Genomic DNA, 16,134 nt, shown 5'->3' on the forward strand with positions numbered 1-16,134 from the left:
GTTCTCCCAAGGCTGGATCGCCGGGTCGGAAAGGTTCGCAATTATGCTGGGGGAAGGCCCCGGGAAGAAACCGCCGAACCGGACGCAGTTCACAACTTGCCGCTGTTATCACAGCTATCGAAGCTATCGAACGGCGGCGTACTCGTGACCGCAGGCCAGACAATGACTCAGCCATTCTCCGAGGAACAGATTGAGCTGGGCCTTTTCGTCCGGCTGATGCATGGCCGCGTTGGGGTAAGGATAGATGCCGCGAAAGCGTCGTGCATGTTCGGCGCTGATCACTTCGGCCATGCGCGCGTCGTGATAGACCTGCACTTCCAGTTGCGGCACCGGCAGCCAGGGCAGGCTGTGTTCCTGACGCACTTGCAGAGTCGTGGTGTACGGACAGGCCTGCAACACTTCGATGGCCAGCACGCCGAGCATCTGGTCGCCCTGGGTCACGGCGATGCGCCGCGCTTCAGGTTCGCGGCGCATGTCCGGCAACAGTCGCATCAGGCGCGCGTAGTTGGCCTCGCAGGCGGCTTGCAGGCCTACGAGGTCGACACGATAGCGATCGCGCAGTTTGTTTACGACCATAGCCCCCTCACTTCGGCGCGATTGAGCGCCAGCCACTGCAAGGCGATGATGCTCGCCGCATTGGCAATCCGTCCGTCGCGTACAGCCTGCAGGGCATCTTCGAAGGCCCAGACCGTGACGCGGATATCTTCTGCCTCTTCCTCCAGCCCGTGCAGGCCGCCAACGCCTTCGGTGCTGCAACGCCCCAAGTACAAATGCACGAACTCGTTGCTGCCCCCCGGCGACGGGAAATATTGCATCATCGGCCACAGCGCCTTGATGTCCAGTCCAGCTTCCTCCTGCGCTTCGCGGCGAGCAACTTCTTCCGGCACTTCTTCCTTGTCGATCAGACCGGCGACCAGCTCCACCAGCCAGGGATTGGTGGTCTTGCCCATGGCGCCGACGCGAAACTGCTCGATCAGCACCACTTCATCGCGCTGCGGATCGTAGGGCAGCAGGCACACGGCGTCGTGTCGCACGAACACTTCACGATTGATCTCGCGGCTCATGCCACCGGCGAACAATTCATGGCGCAAATGCACGCGATCGAGCTTGTAGAAGCCCTTGTAGCATTGCTCGCGTCGCACGATGTCGATGGCGGACGGAATGGCTTTGGCAAAATCGGTCATGAGCATCCTCGTTTACTGCAAATCCTATACGAGGTTCATTTTTGCTACCTGCAACCTCGACTTCGCGCCATCCTAACGCGCCCGTGACGTTTGATGCAGCCCCTTTACCGTCAGCGGGATGGACGGTGGAGGTGAAACCCACTCTAATTAGCTTAGTGGCGAACTGACTGCTTCGTAGAGAGTCGAAGCGGTAACTTTTTGCCTTCCCCTGTTTCAGAAAGGACGCCCATGTCGCTTTTCAAAATTGCCTCCGTGGCCGCCATCGCCCTGACCCTGGGCGCTTGCGCCAGCCTGTTCCAGCCCAACTACCGGACGCCGCTGGAAACCACCCGCGACGCCTCGGAAACGCTGAAACCCGGTTGCTCCAACCCTGACTGCCCACTGGTGAACATCGACACTCTGCACTTCCCGGCAGAGCCTGCACTGGATGGCATCATCGAAAAACGCCTGCTGCAATTCACCCGCACATCGCCGGATGCACCGGTGGCGCCAACCCTGGCCGCCTATCGCGAGCAGTTCCTGCGCACTGCCGGCCCGCGCAACAGCAGCTATTTGCAGGCGAAAGTACGCGAGCAGCATGACGGTCTGGTGATTGTCGAAGTGTCGAGCTACCTGGATACCGGCGGCGCCCATGGCACACCGGGTCGTGGCTTCATCAACTATTCGCGCCAGCAGCACAAGGTGCTGAGCCTGTCGGACATGTTGGTGCCGGGTCAGGAAGAAGCGTTCTGGAAGGCTGCGCAAGTGGCGCATAACAGCTGGCTGATCAGCACCAAGCTGGATCAGGAACCGGAATATGTGAAGAACTGGCCGTTCGTCAAAACCCCGCACGTGGCGCTGACTTACGGCGGCGTGATCCTCAAGTACGACGTGACCACTATCGCGCCTTATGCGCTGGGCCACGTCGAACTGAAGATCCCTTACCCGCGCCTGAACGGCATCATCAAGCCCGAGCTGTTTCCCGGCCGTAACTGAAAGCCCGACCGAGCACCAGCTGCAGCAGCCCTGCCAGGACTAGCGCCGGCAGGGTTGCGCCGACATCCGGATACAGATTGGCCAGCAGATGATAGGTGCTGATGCCACCCAGCCAGGCCAACAGCGCCGGCCAGCGCAATGCGGCCGAAGCCACCTGGCCACTGCGCTTGCGCAGGATGAAGTGATCCACCAGCACCACGCCGAACAGCGGCGCGAACACCGAGCCGATCAACAGCAGGAAGTTCTGGTATTGCGCCAGTGGCGCGAGCAAGGCGATCAGGGTGCAGATCACGCCGATAGCCAAAGCCAGATGCTCGACTTTCAGACGCAACAGAATCCCGCTGGAAACCGCTGCCGAGTGAATGTCGGCAAAGGCGTTTTCCGACTCGTCCAACAGGATCAGTAGCAACGGAATCCCCAGACCGGCGCCGGCCAGCGCCAGCAGCAACGCGTTGACTTCACCGCTCGGCGCAAAGGCCAGGGTGTAGGCAACGCCCAGGCTCATCAGCCAGAAGTTGCCGATGAAGAAACCGATCGCCGTACCACCGAACACGTTCTTCGCCTTCTTGCCGAAACGCGAGTAGTCGGCAATCAGCGGCAGCCATGACAGCGGCATCGCGATGGCAATGTCAAAGCCCACGGCGAACGGCATAGAACCATCCCCGGCCTGTGCCCACAAGGCGCCCAGATCGGCCTTGGCGAACAGGTTCCAGGTCAGCCAGATGCACGCGGCCAGAATCAGCCAGATACCCCATTTGCGCAGGATCCTGCGCACGAACGTCAGCGGACCGCTGACGGCGAGCAGCGTCGCCAGCGCACCGAAGCACAAGGTCCACAACATCGGACTGGCCCACAGCGAGCCTTCGCTGAACGCACGGGTGCCGAGCAGACTGGCAGCGTCACGCATGACGATGATTTCGAATGAACCCCAACCGATCAGTTGCAGCAGATTGAGCAGCGCCGGCAGGCTCGCGCCCTGGCGGCCGAGGCTGAGTTTCAGCGCGGCCATCGACGACAGGCCGGTGTCGCTGCCGATCACGCCAACGGCGGCCAGCAACAGGACGCCGACCAGCGTGCCGAGGAAGATCGCCAGCAGCGATCCCGACAGGCCCAGCCCTGGCGCCAGCAACGCACCGGTCTGCAATACCATCAGGCCGATGCCGAGGGAGAACCACAGGGAAAACAGATCGCGACCGCCGAATACACGCTTGTCGGCGGGCACGGCGAGGTCGGGGGAATAAGTACCGGGTTGAATGCTCAAGGGTGTTATCTCAGAGGGACATTTGTTGTTTTTTTGATCGTCATCGCGGCGGCGCGAACGCCGCCCGACTCAGGTCAGATCAAACCTTCTTGTACAGCTGACTGCCTTCCTTCTTGAACCGCTCGGCCTGTTCCGCCAGGCCCTGGGCGACGTCCACGTCGACCGCGTCGATCCGCTGGTTGGCCGCGTATTCGCGGACTTCCTGAGTGATCTTCATCGAGCAGAATTTCGGCCCGCACATCGAACAGAAATGCGCGACCTTCGCCGAGTCCTTCGGCAGGGTTTCATCGTGATACGAACGGGCGGTGTCCGGGTCCAGACCAAGGTTGAACTGGTCTTCCCAACGGAATTCGAACCGCGCCTTGCTCAAGGCGTTGTCGCGGATCTGCGCGCCCGGATGCCCCTTGGCCAAGTCCGCGGCGTGAGCGGCGATCTTGTAGGTGATGATCCCGGTCTTCACGTCATCCTTGTTCGGCAGACCCAAGTGCTCCTTCGGCGTCACGTAGCAGAGCATCGCGCAACCGAACCAGCCGATCATCGCCGCACCGATACCGGAGGTGATGTGGTCGTAGCCCGGTGCAATGTCGGTGGTCAGCGGGCCGAGGGTGTAAAACGGCGCCTCGTCGCAGCACTCCAGCTGCTTGTCCATGTTCTCTTTGATCAACTGCATCGGCACGTGGCCCGGGCCTTCGATCATGCATTGCACGTCGTGTTTCCAGGCGATCTTGGTCAGCTCGCCGAGGGTCTCCAGTTCGCCGAATTGCGCTTCATCGTTGGCGTCGGCAATCGAGCCCGGACGCAGGCCGTCGCCCAGCGAGAAGCTGACGTCGTAGGCCTTCATGATTTCGCAGATTTCGTCGAAGTGGGTGTAAAGGAAGTTCTCTTTGTGGTGCGCCAGGCACCACTTGGCCATGATCGAACCGCCACGGGAAACGATGCCGGTCACACGCTTGGCGGTCAGCGGCACGTAGCGCAACAGCACGCCAGCGTGGATGGTGAAGTAGTCGACGCCCTGCTCCGCCTGTTCGATCAGCGTGTCACGAAACAGCTCCCAGGTCAGGTCTTCGGCCACGCCGTTAACTTTTTCCAGTGCCTGATAAATCGGCACGGTGCCGATCGGAACCGGCGAGTTACGGATGATCCACTCGCGGGTTTCGTGAATGTGTTTGCCGGTGGACAAGTCCATGACGGTGTCCGAACCCCAGCGAATGCCCCAGGTCAGTTTCGCCACTTCTTCTTCGATAGACGAACCCAGTGCGCTGTTGCCGATGTTGCCGTTGATCTTCACCAGGAAGTTACGGCCGATGATCATCGGTTCCAGTTCGACGTGGTTGATGTTGGCCGGGATGATCGCGCGGCCACGGGCGATTTCTTCACGCACGAACTCAGGGGTGATTTCTTTCGGGATGCTCGCACCGAAGCTGTGACCGGCGTGCTGCTGCTTCAACAGGCCGGCGGCGCGGGCCTCTTGCAGCTTCATGTTTTCGCGGATGGCGACGTATTCCATCTCGGCGGTGATGATGCCTTGGCGGGCGTAGTGCATCTGGCTGACGTTGGCCCCGGCCTTGGCGCGGCGCGGGTTGTTGACGTGGGCGAAACGCAGTTTGGTCAGTTCGGCGTCGGCAAGGCGTTGCTGGCCGAAGTTCGAGCTTAGGCCTGGCAGGCGCTCGGTGTCGCCACGGTCGTCGATCCACGCCGAACGCACATCGCCCAGACCTTTGCGTACGTCGATCACCACGTTCGGATCGGTGTACGGGCCAGAGGTGTCGTAGACGGTGACCGGCGCGTTGATTTCGCCGCCGAAGTCGGTCGGGGTCACATCGAGGGTGATTTCGCGCATCGGCACGCGGATGTCCGGGCGGGAGCCCTGAACGTAGACTTTTTGCGAACGGGTGAACGGTTGAACCGACTGTTCATCGACCTTGGCCGAGTCACTCAGGTTGATCGCGTTTTTAGATTTTGTAGTCATCACGGGCTCTCCAGACAGCATCCAGGCAGTGGATTGTCGGAGCAGAACCTGAAAGGCACGGACGCACCAGGACTGGTGCTGTGCATCGTCGTCGAGCGTTCGATTGTCGAACAATTTCCCGGACGAAGCACAAGAGGACTCGCCGGGTGACGAGAAATCTTGTTCCCTACGCAGGCGCTAACCTGATCAGGTTCAACGGGATCCGAAATTATTCGATCTCAGCCTCATAGCAAGGCACCCCGACAAGAACCCGGCCAGTCTAGACACAACCGGCAAAGAACGCCAACACCGTGGCAAACACCATGATGAATGGCGCAATTGCGGCGGCCGACAGGATTGTGAGCGCCTCAATGCACAACTACACTCGCCTTGCCCTGCCGCGCCTTGGCGCCAAGCCTTGACGATGCAGTGCCCGCGCCCTACCTTTGGCGCCCGGATTATTTCCATAATATTCATGCTAGGGATCGCCTCATGCTGCGCAAACTCTCACTGGCTGTTGCCGTGTCTTGTGCGTCCAACGCAATGGTCTGGGCAGCAGAAGCGCCCTTGTCGACCAAGACCGATCTGGTCAGCGTCTATCAGGAAGCGGTCGACAACAACGCCGATCTGGCCGCCGCCCGCGCCCAGTACGGCGCCCAGAAAGAAGTGGTGCCACAGGCCCGCGCCGGATTGCTGCCGAACCTCTCCGGCGGCGCCGAAACCGCCAATGTGCGCACCTCGATCGACCAGCCTTCGGCCACCGCCAACCGCAGCGCGCATTCCTATCAGGCGACGCTGGCACAGCCGCTGTTCCGCGCCGATCGCTGGTTCCAGTACCAGGCCGCCAAGGACGTCAACGAGCAGGCCGCGCTGCAACTCTCGGCCACCGAGCAGAACCTGATCCTGCAATCGGCCGAAAGCTATTTCAACGTGCTGCGCAGCCAGGACAACCTGGCCTCGACCAAAGCCGAAGAAGCCGCGTTCAAGCGCCAGCTCGACCAGTCCAACGAGCGCTTCGACGTGGGCCTGTCGGACAAGACCGACGTGCTGCAATCGCAAGCCAGTTACGACACCGCACGCGCCAACCGGATCGTCGCCCAGCGTCAGGTCGATGATGCGTTCGAAGCGCTGATCACCCTGACCAACCGCCAGTACAACTCGATCCAGGGCATCGTCCACACCCTGCCGATCCTGCCGCCGGCGCCGAACGACGCCAAGGCCTGGGTCGACACCGCCGCGAAACAGAACCTCAACCTGCTGGCCAGCAACTTTGCGGTGAGCTCCGCCGAACAAACGCTGAAGCAACGCAAGGCCGGCCACTTGCCGACCCTCGACGCCGTGGCCAAATACGAAAAAGGCGACAACGACGCCCTCGGGTTCGCCAACCCGAATGCCTTCGGTACGCCGTACAGTGGCAACGTCGAGCAGAGCACCGTGGGCCTGCAACTGAACATCCCGATCTACAGCGGCGGACTGACCAGCTCCCAGGTGCGCCAGTCTTACGCGCAACTGGATCAGAGCGAGCAGCAGCGCGAAAGCCTGCGCCGGCAGATCGTGGAAAACACCCGCAACCTGCATCGCGCGGTGAACACCGACGTCGAGCAGGTGCAGGCGCGCCGCCAGTCGATCATCTCCAACCAGAGCGCGGTGGAAGCCACGGAAATCGGTTATCAGGTGGGGACGCGCAACATCGTCGACGTGCTCGACGCCCAGCGCCAGCTCTACACCTCGGTGCGCAACTACAACAACACCCGTTACGACTACATCCTCGACAACCTGCGCCTGAAGCAGGCCGCGGGCACCTTGAACCCGGGCGACTTGCAGGACCTGACACGTTATCTGAAGGCCGACTACAACCCGGACAAGGATTTCCTGCCGCCGGATCTGGCCAAAGCTGCGGAAGCACAGCTCAAGGCCCGGCCTTAAACAAAAAACGCAGCCCTGAGGCTGCGTTTTTTTATGGGCGGTCGATCAACCTTCCCAGGCCATCAAGCAAGCGCTGCAACGCGCCCTGATTGCGGCGCATCACGCTCAATCCGGCTTCGGCCATGCGCTGTGCGTCGCGCGGCAGTTCGAACAGGCGCTGCACTTCTGTCGCCAGACCTTCGGCGTCATCCACTTCGGCCAACGCCCCGGCGCTGCGCAGTTGTGCGGCGATGTCGAGGAAGTTGAACAGGTGCGGGCCGCTGATCACCGGTTTCGCCAGCGCTGCCGGTTCCAGCAGGTTGTGTCCGCCGTTGGGCACCAGGCTGCCGCCGACAAATGCGCTGTCGGCCAGGGCGTAGAGAAACAGCAACTCGCCCATGGTGTCGCCGAGCAGCACCGACGTTGTGGCATCGACGTTGACACCGGTCGAGCGACGCACCGTGGCGAAACCTTCGCGCTGGCACAGTTCGAACACCGAGTTGAAACGCTCCGGATGGCGCGGCACCAGAATCAGCAACGCATCGGGATGGTTGGCCAGTAAACGGCGATGGGCGTTCAGCACCACCTCGTCTTCGCCTTCATGGGTGCTGGCGGCGATCCACACCGGACGCTCCTGCGCCTGCCATTGGCCGCGCAGTTCAGCGGCGCGTTGCAACAGCTGCGGGTCGATGGTCAGGTCGAACTTGATCGAGCCGGTGACTTCGACTGTCTCAGGGCGTGCGCCCAAATCGCGGAAGCGCTGCGCTTCAGCTTCGGTCTGCACGGCGAACAGGCTCATTTCGGCGAGCATCGGCGCGGTCAGTTTGCTGAACCGGCCATAACCTTTGGCCGAACGCTCGGACAAGCGTCCATTGGCCAACGCCACCGGGATCCCGCGTTTGGCGCATTGGTGAATGTGGTTCGGCCAGAGTTCGGTTTCCATGATCACCGCCAGCTTCGGCTGCACACGATCGAGAAAACGCGCCGCCGCGCACGGCAAATCGTAAGGCAGGTAGCAGTGCTGGATGCGCGGTTCGTCGGCGAACATCGCATGGATGCGCTCCGACCCGGTCGGCGTCATGCAGGTCACGGTGATCGGCAGCTGTGGATAACGTTGCAGCAGCGCGCGGATCATCGGCGCGGCCGCGATGCTTTCGCCCACCGACACCGCATGGACCCAGATGCCGCCAGGTTGCAGCGTCGGCATCCCATAGGAGAAACGTTCGCCAATCCGCTTGGCATACGCCGGCGCCTTGCGCGAGCGCAGCCATAGCCGAATCGCCACCAATGGCAGCCCCAGGTAAAACAGCGCGGTGTAGAGAGTTCTATTCATGGCGGCGGAGTTTATCGGCTTTTGCCGCCGATCGCCCGCAGGTGTATGGCAAATCGCTCCGCCAGCCAGCGCGCCGCTGGTCCCAGGGGTTCGTCACGACGCCAGACCAGCTCCACCACCAGCGCCGGCGGCGTCCATTCGCTGTCGAGTTCCACCATCAGGCCTTGATACGCCGAATACTGCACCACATGGCGCGGCAGCCAGGCCCAGCCGAGGTCGCGCACCAGCCATTCGGCCATCACGTAAAAACTGTCGGCGCGCCACACCTGTGGGCTGGCCGGTTCACTGCCGGGGTAGACGCTGGTCTGGGTCGACATCAACAGTTGCCGATGTTGCGCAAGCTGCTGACAGTTGACCCGCGATTGCGCGGCCAGCGGGTGATTGACGCCACACACCGTGACCATCTCCACGCTGCCCAGCACCCGGCGCTCCAGTGCCTCGGGAATTTCATCGTGATAGAACAACAGCCCGAGATCGGCCCGGCGCTCCACCAGTTTGCGCGAAACTTCGCCCTGGGCGGCGCTGGTCAGTTGCACCTCCAGGCTCGGAAACTGCTCGGCCAGCGCGCCGAAGCTTTCCACCAGCGCCTGATAGGGCATCGCCTCATCCTGGGCGACCCGCAATTGCGCCTCCTGACCGCGCAACATGGCCATGGCCCGGCCGTTCAGGCGCTCGCACTGACGCAGGACTTCCCGCGCCTCTTCGAGCAAGGCTTCACCCGCTTCGGTAAGACTCGGCTGGCGACCGCTGCTACGCTCGAACAGACTGACACCGAGGTCGTCCTCCAGCATCGCGATCGCGCTACTGATTGCCGACTGCGCCTTGCGCTGCTGGCGCGCCACAGCGGAGAACGAGCGTTGTTCGGCGACCGCGACGAACACGCGTAACTGATCCAGATTCCACTGCATGCTCATCGGCCAACCCATCTCATAAACAGATAGGTAATGACTTTACCCCATCTGGGGAGTCACTAGAATGCCGCCTCAGAAAGCAACGCTTCACACGAGGATTTGAACATGAACGCTTACGTCTACCTGGCCATCGCCATTTGCGCCGAAGTGATCGCGACCGTTTCGATGAAAGCCGTCAAAGGTTTCAGCACGCCTTTGCCATTGGTGCTGGTCATCGTCGGCTACGGCATCGCGTTCTGGATGCTGACGCTGGTAGTGCGCAGCGTGCCGGTAGGCGTGGCCTACGCGGTGTGGGCCGGCATGGGCATCGTGATGGTCAGCATCGCGGCGCTGTTCATCTACGGACAGAAGCTGGATATCCCGGCGATGCTCGGGATGGGCTTGATCGTGCTCGGCGTGGTGGTGATCCAGCTGTTCTCGAAAACCGCCGGCCACTGATAGGTCGATCCAGATCCCTGTGGGAGCCAGCGTGCTCCCACCGTGGCGGGTGCCTTCCCTCTGTTGATCAGCAACAAATCCCCTTTTCCCCGAGTCTGTATACTGCGCCCTCGTCTTGAACACTGAGGTCGTTGCATGCCATCTCCAATTTCCACCGACGTGCTGATTGTCGGCGCGGGTGTCGCCGGTCTCTGGCTGAACGCGCGCCTGCGCCGCCAGGGTTTTTCGACCGTGCTGGTGGAAAGCGCCAGCCTCGGCGGCGGGCAGAGCGTGAAGTCCCAGGGCATCATCCACGGCGGCGCCAAGTACGCGCTGCACGGTGCGCTGACCGGCGCCTCGGAAGCCATCGCCGACATGCCGCGCCGCTGGCGTGAAGCCCTGGCCGGCGACGGCGAACTGGACCTTAGCGGCGTGCGCCTGCTGTCCGAAGCCCATTACCTGTGGTCGCCGGGCACCCTGGCCGGCAACCTCACCAGTTTCTTCGCCAGTAAAGCGGTGCGTGGCCGGGTCGATCAGGTCAAGGGCGACCAATTACCGCCGGCCCTGCAGGACAAGCGCTTCAAGGGCAAGGTTTACCGCCTCGCCGAGCTGGTGGTCGATGTGCCGAGCGTGATCCAGCGCCTGGCCGACCTGGCGGGCGACGGTCTGCTCGCCGGCCAGAACATCGAGCCGTTGCTGGAAAGCGGCGTGCTGGTTGGCTTGAAAGTTGATGGCCGAGAGATTCGTGCCCAGCGCATTGTCATCAGTGCCGGTGCTGGCACCGCAGCGCTGCTGGAAACCCTCGGCCTGACTCATCCGGCCATGCAACGCCGGCCGTTGCACATGATCATCGCCAAGGGCCCCGGCCTGAAGCCGCTGTACGCTCACTGCCTCGGAGGCGGCACCAAGCCGCGCATCACCGTCACGACCCATCCGGCAGCGAATGGTCAGTGGGTCTGGTACATGGGTGGCGACATTGCCGAAAGTGAAGGCGTTGCCCGCGAGCCGGCCGAGCAGATCGCCACTGCGCAAAAGGAAATCGCACAGTTGTTGCCGTGGATCGATCTCAGCACCACGCAGTGGGCGACCCTGCGCGTCGACCGCGCCGAACCGCTGCAAACCGGCCTGACCCGCCCGGACAACGCCTTCCTTGCGGAAGAAGGTCGTCTGCTGGTGGGCTGGCCAACCAAACTCGCCCTGGCGCCGGACTTCGCTGACCGGGTAATCGCGTCCCTCGAGCGCGACGGCATCCAGCCGAGCCACGCTGCCCCGCTGCCAGAACTGCCAAAACCACCGATGGGCGTTCCGGCCTGGGAGCAACTGCTGCCATGAGCCTGCCGACCCTCCACGATCTGCATCGCCCGTTGGGCAGCACCGGCCTGAAGGTTTCGCCACTGGGCCTGGGCACCGTCAAACTCGGCCGCGACCAGGGCGTGAAATACCCCAACGGCTTTCAGATCCCCGACGACGACGCCGCGCGCATGCTGCTCAAACAGGCGCGAGAGCTGGGCATCAACCTGATTGACACCGCACCGGCCTATGGCCGCAGCGAAGAGCGCCTCGGCCCGCTGTTGCGCGGCGAGCGCGAGGATTGGGTGATCGTCAGCAAGGTCGGCGAAGAATTTGTCGATGGCCAGTCGACCCACGACTTCAGCGCCGCTCACACGCGAATGTCGGTGGAGCGCAGCCTGCAACGTCTGGAAACCGATTTTATCGACCTGGTGCTGGTGCACTCCGATGGCAACGATCTGGCGATTCTCAATGACAGCGAAGTCTACGCGACCCTCGCGGCGCTGAAGGCCGAGGGCAAGATTCGCGGCTTCGGCTTTTCCGGCAAAACCGTCGACGGTGGCCTGAAAGCACTGGAGCAAGGCGATTGCGCGATGGTCACCTACAATCTGAACGAGCAAAACGAGAAGGCAGTCATTGACTATGCTGCTGCCCACGGCAAAGCCATTCTGGTGAAGAAGGCGCTGGCCAGCGGTCACGTGTGCCTGAGTCCCGGCGTGGACCCGGTGCGCGCCAGCTTCGAGTTGCTGTTCGCCCAGCCCGGTGTGGCCAGCGCCATTGTCGGGACGATCAATCCGCTGCACCTCGCCCATAACGTTGCGACCGTTGCCCAGGTCCTTCGTGGTCAATGACGCCGCCCCGCGGCCTTAAGCAGGAGCCGACATGCCGCGTACGCTCATCAGAAAGAACCCGAGCAACTTCAAGACGCTGCCGCTGTTCGTCGAAGCGACGCCCGAAGGCCTGACCTACCAGAGCGTCGGCATGCCGCTGAATTTCGCCCAGACCCTGCAACGGCGCAAACCGGTCAGCGTGGCGGATGCCGAACGCTTTGCGCTGGAGCTGGCCAACCTCGGCGTCTCGGTGCGCCTGACCTTGCACTGGCAGAATCGTGATTACTGGGTGCTGGTGCGCCAGCGGCGGCAGGATCGCGGCGATGTCGTGCTCAAGCTGATTTCCGGCTACGTGCCGGCGCATGAACTGAACATTCCGCTGCACACGGCGATCCAGGAGATCGCCGAGGAATGCCTGCTGGAAACCCCGGAAGGCTGGCTCGGCGGGCGCTTCAACGACACCTGGCTGCCAGCGCCGTACGCATCGGCGCTGCATTACCGCGAGGCCCTGCCCTTTCGCCTGACGCCGCTGTCCGGTTCGGCCCGACCGGTGCGCTGCGCCAACCTGCAATTGCTCGAACGGCCACAGGCCTACGTGCACTTGCCGACCGCGTCCCTGCAATTGATCTACGACCTGCGGCTGGACGTGCCCAAGGAAGCCAAGAGCCTGAGCCTGTTCCATGTCGATGAACGGCTGGAAGGCGATCAACTGGTCGCCCGGCTCGACCGCAAACGCCCCGATCTGTACTTGATGCCGTTGCAGGACGGCGAACCGCTCCCTGAGTTGTATACGCTGAAGAAAGGTCATCTGTACCCGGCGGGAACCCGTGGTCTGTATCTGGCGGAAAGCTTCGCCCGACAGGACGGCTGGCTGGTGCGTGAGGAGCGGATTCGCTGGAAGGACTGGCTGCGGCAGCAAGGTTTGACGCCGCCGCCCAAGGACACGGGGCTGGCGCGCTTGCGCGGCAAGGCGAAACAACTGCTGAAGAAGATCGTGCCGCGCAAGAAAGTGAACTCCTGAACGGCAAAAGACCGCGCCTGCGAGTGACTCCAGAGAGTCGTCGCAGGCGCGGTCTTTATGTTTGCATCACTCGGACTTGCGGATTTTTTCCACAATCGCCGTGGTCGAGCTGTTTTCCACCAGCCCCAGCACTTTAACGGTGCCACCGTAGGCCTTGACGATGTCGGCACCGACAACCTGGTCGATGCCATAGTCGCCACCCTTCACCAGCACGTCCGGCTTGACCTCGCGCAACAGGTTTTCCGGGGTGCCTTCGGCGAAGCTGATCACCCAGTCCACCGCACCGAGACCGGCGAGAACCGCCATGCGCCGATCGACGCTGTTGATCGGCCGGCCCGGGCCTTTCAGGCGGCTGACCGAAGCGTCATCGTTGATCGCAACGATCAGGCGATCGCCCTGGGCCCGCGCCTGCTCGAGGTAGGTCACGTGGCCGGCATGGAGGATGTCGAAACAGCCGTTGGTGAACACGATCCGCTCGTTGTGCGCCCGGGCATCGGCAACCGCCAGCAGCAGTTGCTCCAGACCCAGCACACCCCGCTCGGAACCTTCCTCGCGCTGAATCGCGCGGCGCAGTTCCGGAGCGCTGATCGCCGCCGTACCCAGCTTGCCGACCACGATGCCGGCCGCCAGGTTGGCCAGCGCCACCGCGTGCGGCAGTTCTTCGCCAGCGGCAATCGCGGCCGCCAGGGTGGAAATCACCGTGTCGCCGGCACCGGTCACGTCGAACACTTCACGGGCCCGGGCCGGCAGGTGCAGCGCCGGATGATCCGGACGCAGCAGGGTCATGCCGTGCTCGCCGCGGGTCACCAGCAGTGCGCCGAGCTCGAGGTCGTGCATCAGCGTTGCGCCCTTGCTCACCAGTTCGTGCTCATCGGCGCAACCGCCGACGATAGCTTCGAACTCGCTGAGATTCGGGGTGATCAGGCTCGCGCCACGGTAGATCGAGAAATCCTTGCCCTTCGGGTCGGCCAGCACCGGAATGCCTTTGGCACGGGCGGCCTGGATCAACGCCTGATGGTTTTTCAGGGCGCCTTTGCCGTAGTCGGACAACACCAGCACCTTGATGCCTTCCAGCAGGTCGTCGACCTGGGAAGCAAGGGCCAGGGCATCAGTGGCGAACGGTTCTTCGAAGTCGATACGCAGCAGTTGCTGGTGCCGGCTCATGACCCGCAGCTTGACGATGGTCGGCTGGTGCGCAATGCGCTGGAACAAGGCGCGCACGCCCGCACCCTTGAGGCTGTTGCTCAGGCTGTCGGCGGCTTCGTCGTCACCGGTCACACCGACCAGCGACGCCGGCGCGCCCAGCGCGGCAATGTTCAAGGCAACGTTGGCGGCACCGCCCGGGCGGTCTTCGATTTGCTCGACCTTTACAACCGGAACCGGCGCCTCAGGGGAAATCCGTGAGGTACCACCATGCCAGTAACGGTCGAGCATGACATCGCCGACCACCAAGACAGGGGCTTGATCGAATCGCGGCATGGACAACTTCATGGAGCAACCCACATACAAAATGAACAGGGGCGCGATATTAACACAGGGTTGGCGAAGGCTTGTGCGGTGGCTGCAACAGGATGAAACGACAGGCTTTTTTGCTCATTTTTTGCACAGGAACGCGGCCAGTCGATGGCAGGCATCGGCCAGTTCCACCTCATCGGTATCGATCCGGCACTCGGCCGCCAGCGGCGCCTCGTACGGGCTGTCGATCCCGGTGAAGTCCTTGATCCGCCCTTCTCGCGCCGCCCGGTACAACCCCTTCGGGTCACGTCGGGCGCAGACCTCCAGCGAGGTGCTGACATGCACTTCAATGAAATCGCCTTCGGCAAACAGCCGGCGCGCCGTATCCCGCTCGGCACGAAACGGTGAAATGGCGGCCACGATCACGATCAACCCGGCGTCCACCATCAACCGTGCCACTTCGGCGGTGCGCCGGATGTTCTCGCGCCGACAGGCCTCGGTCATCCCCAGATCGCGACAAAGACCGCCGCGCAGGTTGTCGCCATCGAGCAGGAACGTATGCAGCCCGAACTGATGCAGATGCAGCTCCAGTGCATTGGCCAGCGTCGATTTGCCGGCCCCGGACAACCCGGTCAGCCACAGGCAGCGCGGTTGCTGCGACTTCTGCTCGGCGCGAGCCTGGGCGGGCAGTGCCAGGGCATAGGGGCGGATGGCCGGTGGCAACAGGGAAACGGACTGTGCTTCATTCATAGCCGAGCATCTCGTAGTCACGTTCATAGACCCGCCGAACCAGGCGTCGGGTGCGCTGCGTGCAGAAATCACGCGCCGGCAGCGGACGCCGCTGCCGGGAAACGTTGACGTGCTGCAATTGACTCGTCAGCCCCAGGTGCTCGCACACCAGGCGGAAGTCCCGCTCCAGATGCTCCTGATAGCCGACGAAATCCAGCGCCAGGCGCCCCAGCGAATCGGTGAGAAAGTCGGTTTGCGCGGCAAAGTGCAATTGTCGCGCAATGGTGTCGGCATGTAGCCAGCGTGCAACAAAATCGTCGAAGTCGCGGTAATGCCTGACCATTTGCTGCGCTGCGTGATCACGCTCGCTCAGTTCGTTGCCCCGCAGGAACGCGTAGGCCGAATAGGCACGCTCCAGCGGATCACGCACGAAAGCGAACTTGTAGGCAGCCGCAAACTGCGCGGGAAACTGTTCTTCATACCAGTACAACGGCAGATGGCCCGGCCGCCAGCCGTCGAACATCGCCGCGCACACGCTGCTGCCGGCGCATTTGGGCACATGAATGAACAGACAGGAATGCTGCTCGAAGGCTTTGGGAAAGCGCAGGTTGGCCGACATCGACTTGTTCACCACTTGCCGGTCGACCACCGACAGGCGCCCAAGCAGGAAGGTTCGCTGCGACTTGGGCAACAGTTTCCACAGATAGCGTTGCAGCATGAGAGTACCCGCGCGACGGGGATAGCCCCTTCGTTGGAAGTCAGAGTTCAGTCAGGAACCTTAACAAGCGCGATGCCGGGTTTTATGCAGGTTTGGTCAAGAAGGGTAAGGATTCTGATACAAATGGCCGGGCGCATTGCGCGCCCGACCTTCACAA

General features: G+C 62.5%; 15 protein-coding genes and 1 riboswitch. Of the genes, 6 read left to right on the top strand and 9 right to left on the bottom strand.

Annotated features, from left to right (window positions below; translation table 11 throughout):
- Positions 1-123: 123 nt before the first annotated feature.
- Together AC3WRD_RS00810 and AC3WRD_RS00815 are read right to left on the bottom strand one after the other, a co-directional pair.
- On the bottom strand, positions 124-576 hold the full coding sequence (locus AC3WRD_RS00810; RefSeq protein WP_096819841.1) for a DUF1249 domain-containing protein: 453 nt from the start codon (positions 574-576) through the stop codon (positions 124-126).
- On the bottom strand, positions 567-1,184 hold the full coding sequence (locus AC3WRD_RS00815) for an NUDIX domain-containing protein (RefSeq protein WP_096819842.1): 618 nt from the start codon (positions 1,182-1,184) through the stop codon (positions 567-569). Before AC3WRD_RS00815 ends, AC3WRD_RS00810 begins: the two co-directional genes overlap by 10 nt.
- A 228-nt stretch (positions 1,185-1,412) precedes the next feature.
- On the opposite strand from AC3WRD_RS00815, the gene AC3WRD_RS00820 reads away from it, so the two are divergent.
- On the top strand, positions 1,413-2,159 hold the full coding sequence (locus AC3WRD_RS00820; RefSeq protein ID WP_102620148.1) for an RsiV family protein: 747 nt from the start codon (positions 1,413-1,415) through the stop codon (positions 2,157-2,159).
- On the opposite strand, the gene cytX is transcribed toward AC3WRD_RS00820, so the two are convergent.
- Positions 2,128-3,420, bottom strand: coding sequence for a putative hydroxymethylpyrimidine transporter CytX (cytX, locus tag AC3WRD_RS00825; RefSeq protein ID WP_102620149.1), 1,293 nt, complete (start codon positions 3,418-3,420; stop codon positions 2,128-2,130). The genes AC3WRD_RS00820 and cytX overlap by 32 nt on opposite strands.
- A 79-nt stretch (positions 3,421-3,499) precedes the next feature.
- Positions 3,500-5,389, bottom strand: coding sequence for a phosphomethylpyrimidine synthase ThiC (gene thiC, locus AC3WRD_RS00830; RefSeq protein WP_096819845.1), 1,890 nt, complete (start codon positions 5,387-5,389; stop codon positions 3,500-3,502).
- A gap of 146 nt (positions 5,390-5,535) precedes the next feature.
- A riboswitch (TPP riboswitch) is annotated at positions 5,536-5,641 on the bottom strand.
- Between the two features lie 219 nt (positions 5,642-5,860).
- On the opposite strand from thiC, the gene AC3WRD_RS00835 reads away from it, so the two are divergent.
- A complete protein-coding gene (locus AC3WRD_RS00835) occupies positions 5,861-7,294 on the top strand; it encodes a TolC family outer membrane protein (RefSeq protein WP_102620150.1) in 1,434 nt (477 codons plus the stop codon).
- Positions 7,295-7,325: 31 nt separating this feature from the next.
- Here the strand turns inward: AC3WRD_RS00835 and waaA are convergent, their stop codons facing one another.
- Together waaA and AC3WRD_RS00845 are read right to left on the bottom strand one after the other, a co-directional pair.
- Complete coding sequence (waaA, locus tag AC3WRD_RS00840; protein WP_096819847.1) at positions 7,326-8,606, bottom strand: lipid IV(A) 3-deoxy-D-manno-octulosonic acid transferase; 1,281 nt, start codon at positions 8,604-8,606, stop codon at positions 7,326-7,328.
- A gap of 11 nt (positions 8,607-8,617) precedes the next feature.
- Positions 8,618-9,520: a LysR family transcriptional regulator gene (locus AC3WRD_RS00845; RefSeq protein ID WP_096819848.1), complete on the bottom strand. Its 903-nt coding sequence runs from the start codon at positions 9,518-9,520 to the stop codon at positions 8,618-8,620.
- 102 nt (positions 9,521-9,622) lie between these two features.
- Here AC3WRD_RS00845 and AC3WRD_RS00850 point away from each other — a divergent pair, with 102 nt between their 5' ends.
- The 4 genes from AC3WRD_RS00850 (at position 9,623) to AC3WRD_RS00865 (ending at position 13,075) form a co-directional block, all read left to right on the top strand.
- Positions 9,623-9,955, top strand: coding sequence for a DMT family transporter (locus AC3WRD_RS00850; RefSeq protein ID WP_096819849.1), 333 nt, complete (start codon positions 9,623-9,625; stop codon positions 9,953-9,955).
- Between the two features lie 135 nt (positions 9,956-10,090).
- The gene (locus AC3WRD_RS00855; RefSeq protein WP_096819850.1) at positions 10,091-11,266 is read left to right on the top strand and encodes an NAD(P)/FAD-dependent oxidoreductase; all 1,176 of its coding nucleotides are present in this window, start codon (positions 10,091-10,093) and stop codon (positions 11,264-11,266) included.
- Positions 11,263-12,075: an aldo/keto reductase gene (locus AC3WRD_RS00860; RefSeq protein ID WP_096819851.1), complete on the top strand. Its 813-nt coding sequence runs from the start codon at positions 11,263-11,265 to the stop codon at positions 12,073-12,075. The genes AC3WRD_RS00855 and AC3WRD_RS00860 overlap by 4 nt, the downstream gene beginning before the upstream one ends.
- Before the next feature lie 31 nt (positions 12,076-12,106).
- Entirely contained in the window at positions 12,107-13,075 is a 969-nt protein-coding gene (locus tag AC3WRD_RS00865) for a metal ABC transporter ATPase (RefSeq protein WP_102620151.1), read from the top strand.
- 66 nt (positions 13,076-13,141) lie between these two features.
- Here AC3WRD_RS00865 and hldE read toward each other — a convergent pair whose 3' ends face one another.
- The 3 genes from hldE to AC3WRD_RS00880 form a co-directional block, all read right to left on the bottom strand.
- Entirely contained in the window at positions 13,142-14,566 is a 1,425-nt protein-coding gene (gene hldE, locus AC3WRD_RS00870) for a bifunctional D-glycero-beta-D-manno-heptose-7-phosphate kinase/D-glycero-beta-D-manno-heptose 1-phosphate adenylyltransferase HldE (protein WP_096819853.1), read from the bottom strand.
- Positions 14,567-14,668: 102 nt separating this feature from the next.
- Positions 14,669-15,280 carry an adenylyl-sulfate kinase gene (gene cysC, locus AC3WRD_RS00875; RefSeq protein ID WP_102620152.1) on the bottom strand — a complete coding sequence of 204 codons (612 nt, stop codon included), beginning with the start codon at positions 15,278-15,280 and terminating at the stop codon, positions 14,669-14,671.
- Positions 15,273-15,977, bottom strand: coding sequence for a sulfotransferase family 2 domain-containing protein (locus AC3WRD_RS00880; RefSeq protein ID WP_096819855.1), 705 nt, complete (start codon positions 15,975-15,977; stop codon positions 15,273-15,275). Before AC3WRD_RS00880 ends, cysC begins: the two co-directional genes overlap by 8 nt.
- Positions 15,978-16,134 lie beyond the last annotated feature (157 nt).

This window comes from Pseudomonas sp. FW215-R2 (assembly GCF_058789255.1).

Coding starts and splice junctions, on each gene's coding strand:
- AC3WRD_RS00810 (WP_096819841.1), bottom strand. CDS start 576: ATGGTCGTAAACAAACTGCGCGATCGCTATCGTGTCGACCTCGTAGGC.
- AC3WRD_RS00815 (WP_096819842.1), bottom strand. CDS start 1,184: ATGACCGATTTTGCCAAAGCCATTCCGTCCGCCATCGACATCGTGCGA.
- AC3WRD_RS00820 (WP_102620148.1), top strand. CDS start 1,413: ATGTCGCTTTTCAAAATTGCCTCCGTGGCCGCCATCGCCCTGACCCTG.
- thiC (WP_096819845.1), bottom strand. CDS start 5,389: ATGACTACAAAATCTAAAAACGCGATCAACCTGAGTGACTCGGCCAAG.
- AC3WRD_RS00835 (WP_102620150.1), top strand. CDS start 5,861: ATGCTGCGCAAACTCTCACTGGCTGTTGCCGTGTCTTGTGCGTCCAAC.
- waaA (WP_096819847.1), bottom strand. CDS start 8,606: ATGAATAGAACTCTCTACACCGCGCTGTTTTACCTGGGGCTGCCATTG.
- AC3WRD_RS00845 (WP_096819848.1), bottom strand. CDS start 9,520: ATGAGCATGCAGTGGAATCTGGATCAGTTACGCGTGTTCGTCGCGGTC.
- AC3WRD_RS00850 (WP_096819849.1), top strand. CDS start 9,623: ATGAACGCTTACGTCTACCTGGCCATCGCCATTTGCGCCGAAGTGATC.
- AC3WRD_RS00855 (WP_096819850.1), top strand. CDS start 10,091: ATGCCATCTCCAATTTCCACCGACGTGCTGATTGTCGGCGCGGGTGTC.
- AC3WRD_RS00860 (WP_096819851.1), top strand. CDS start 11,263: ATGAGCCTGCCGACCCTCCACGATCTGCATCGCCCGTTGGGCAGCACC.
- AC3WRD_RS00865 (WP_102620151.1), top strand. CDS start 12,107: ATGCCGCGTACGCTCATCAGAAAGAACCCGAGCAACTTCAAGACGCTG.
- hldE (WP_096819853.1), bottom strand. CDS start 14,566: ATGAAGTTGTCCATGCCGCGATTCGATCAAGCCCCTGTCTTGGTGGTC.
- cysC (WP_102620152.1), bottom strand. CDS start 15,280: ATGAATGAAGCACAGTCCGTTTCCCTGTTGCCACCGGCCATCCGCCCC.
- AC3WRD_RS00880 (WP_096819855.1), bottom strand. CDS start 15,977: ATGCTGCAACGCTATCTGTGGAAACTGTTGCCCAAGTCGCAGCGAACC.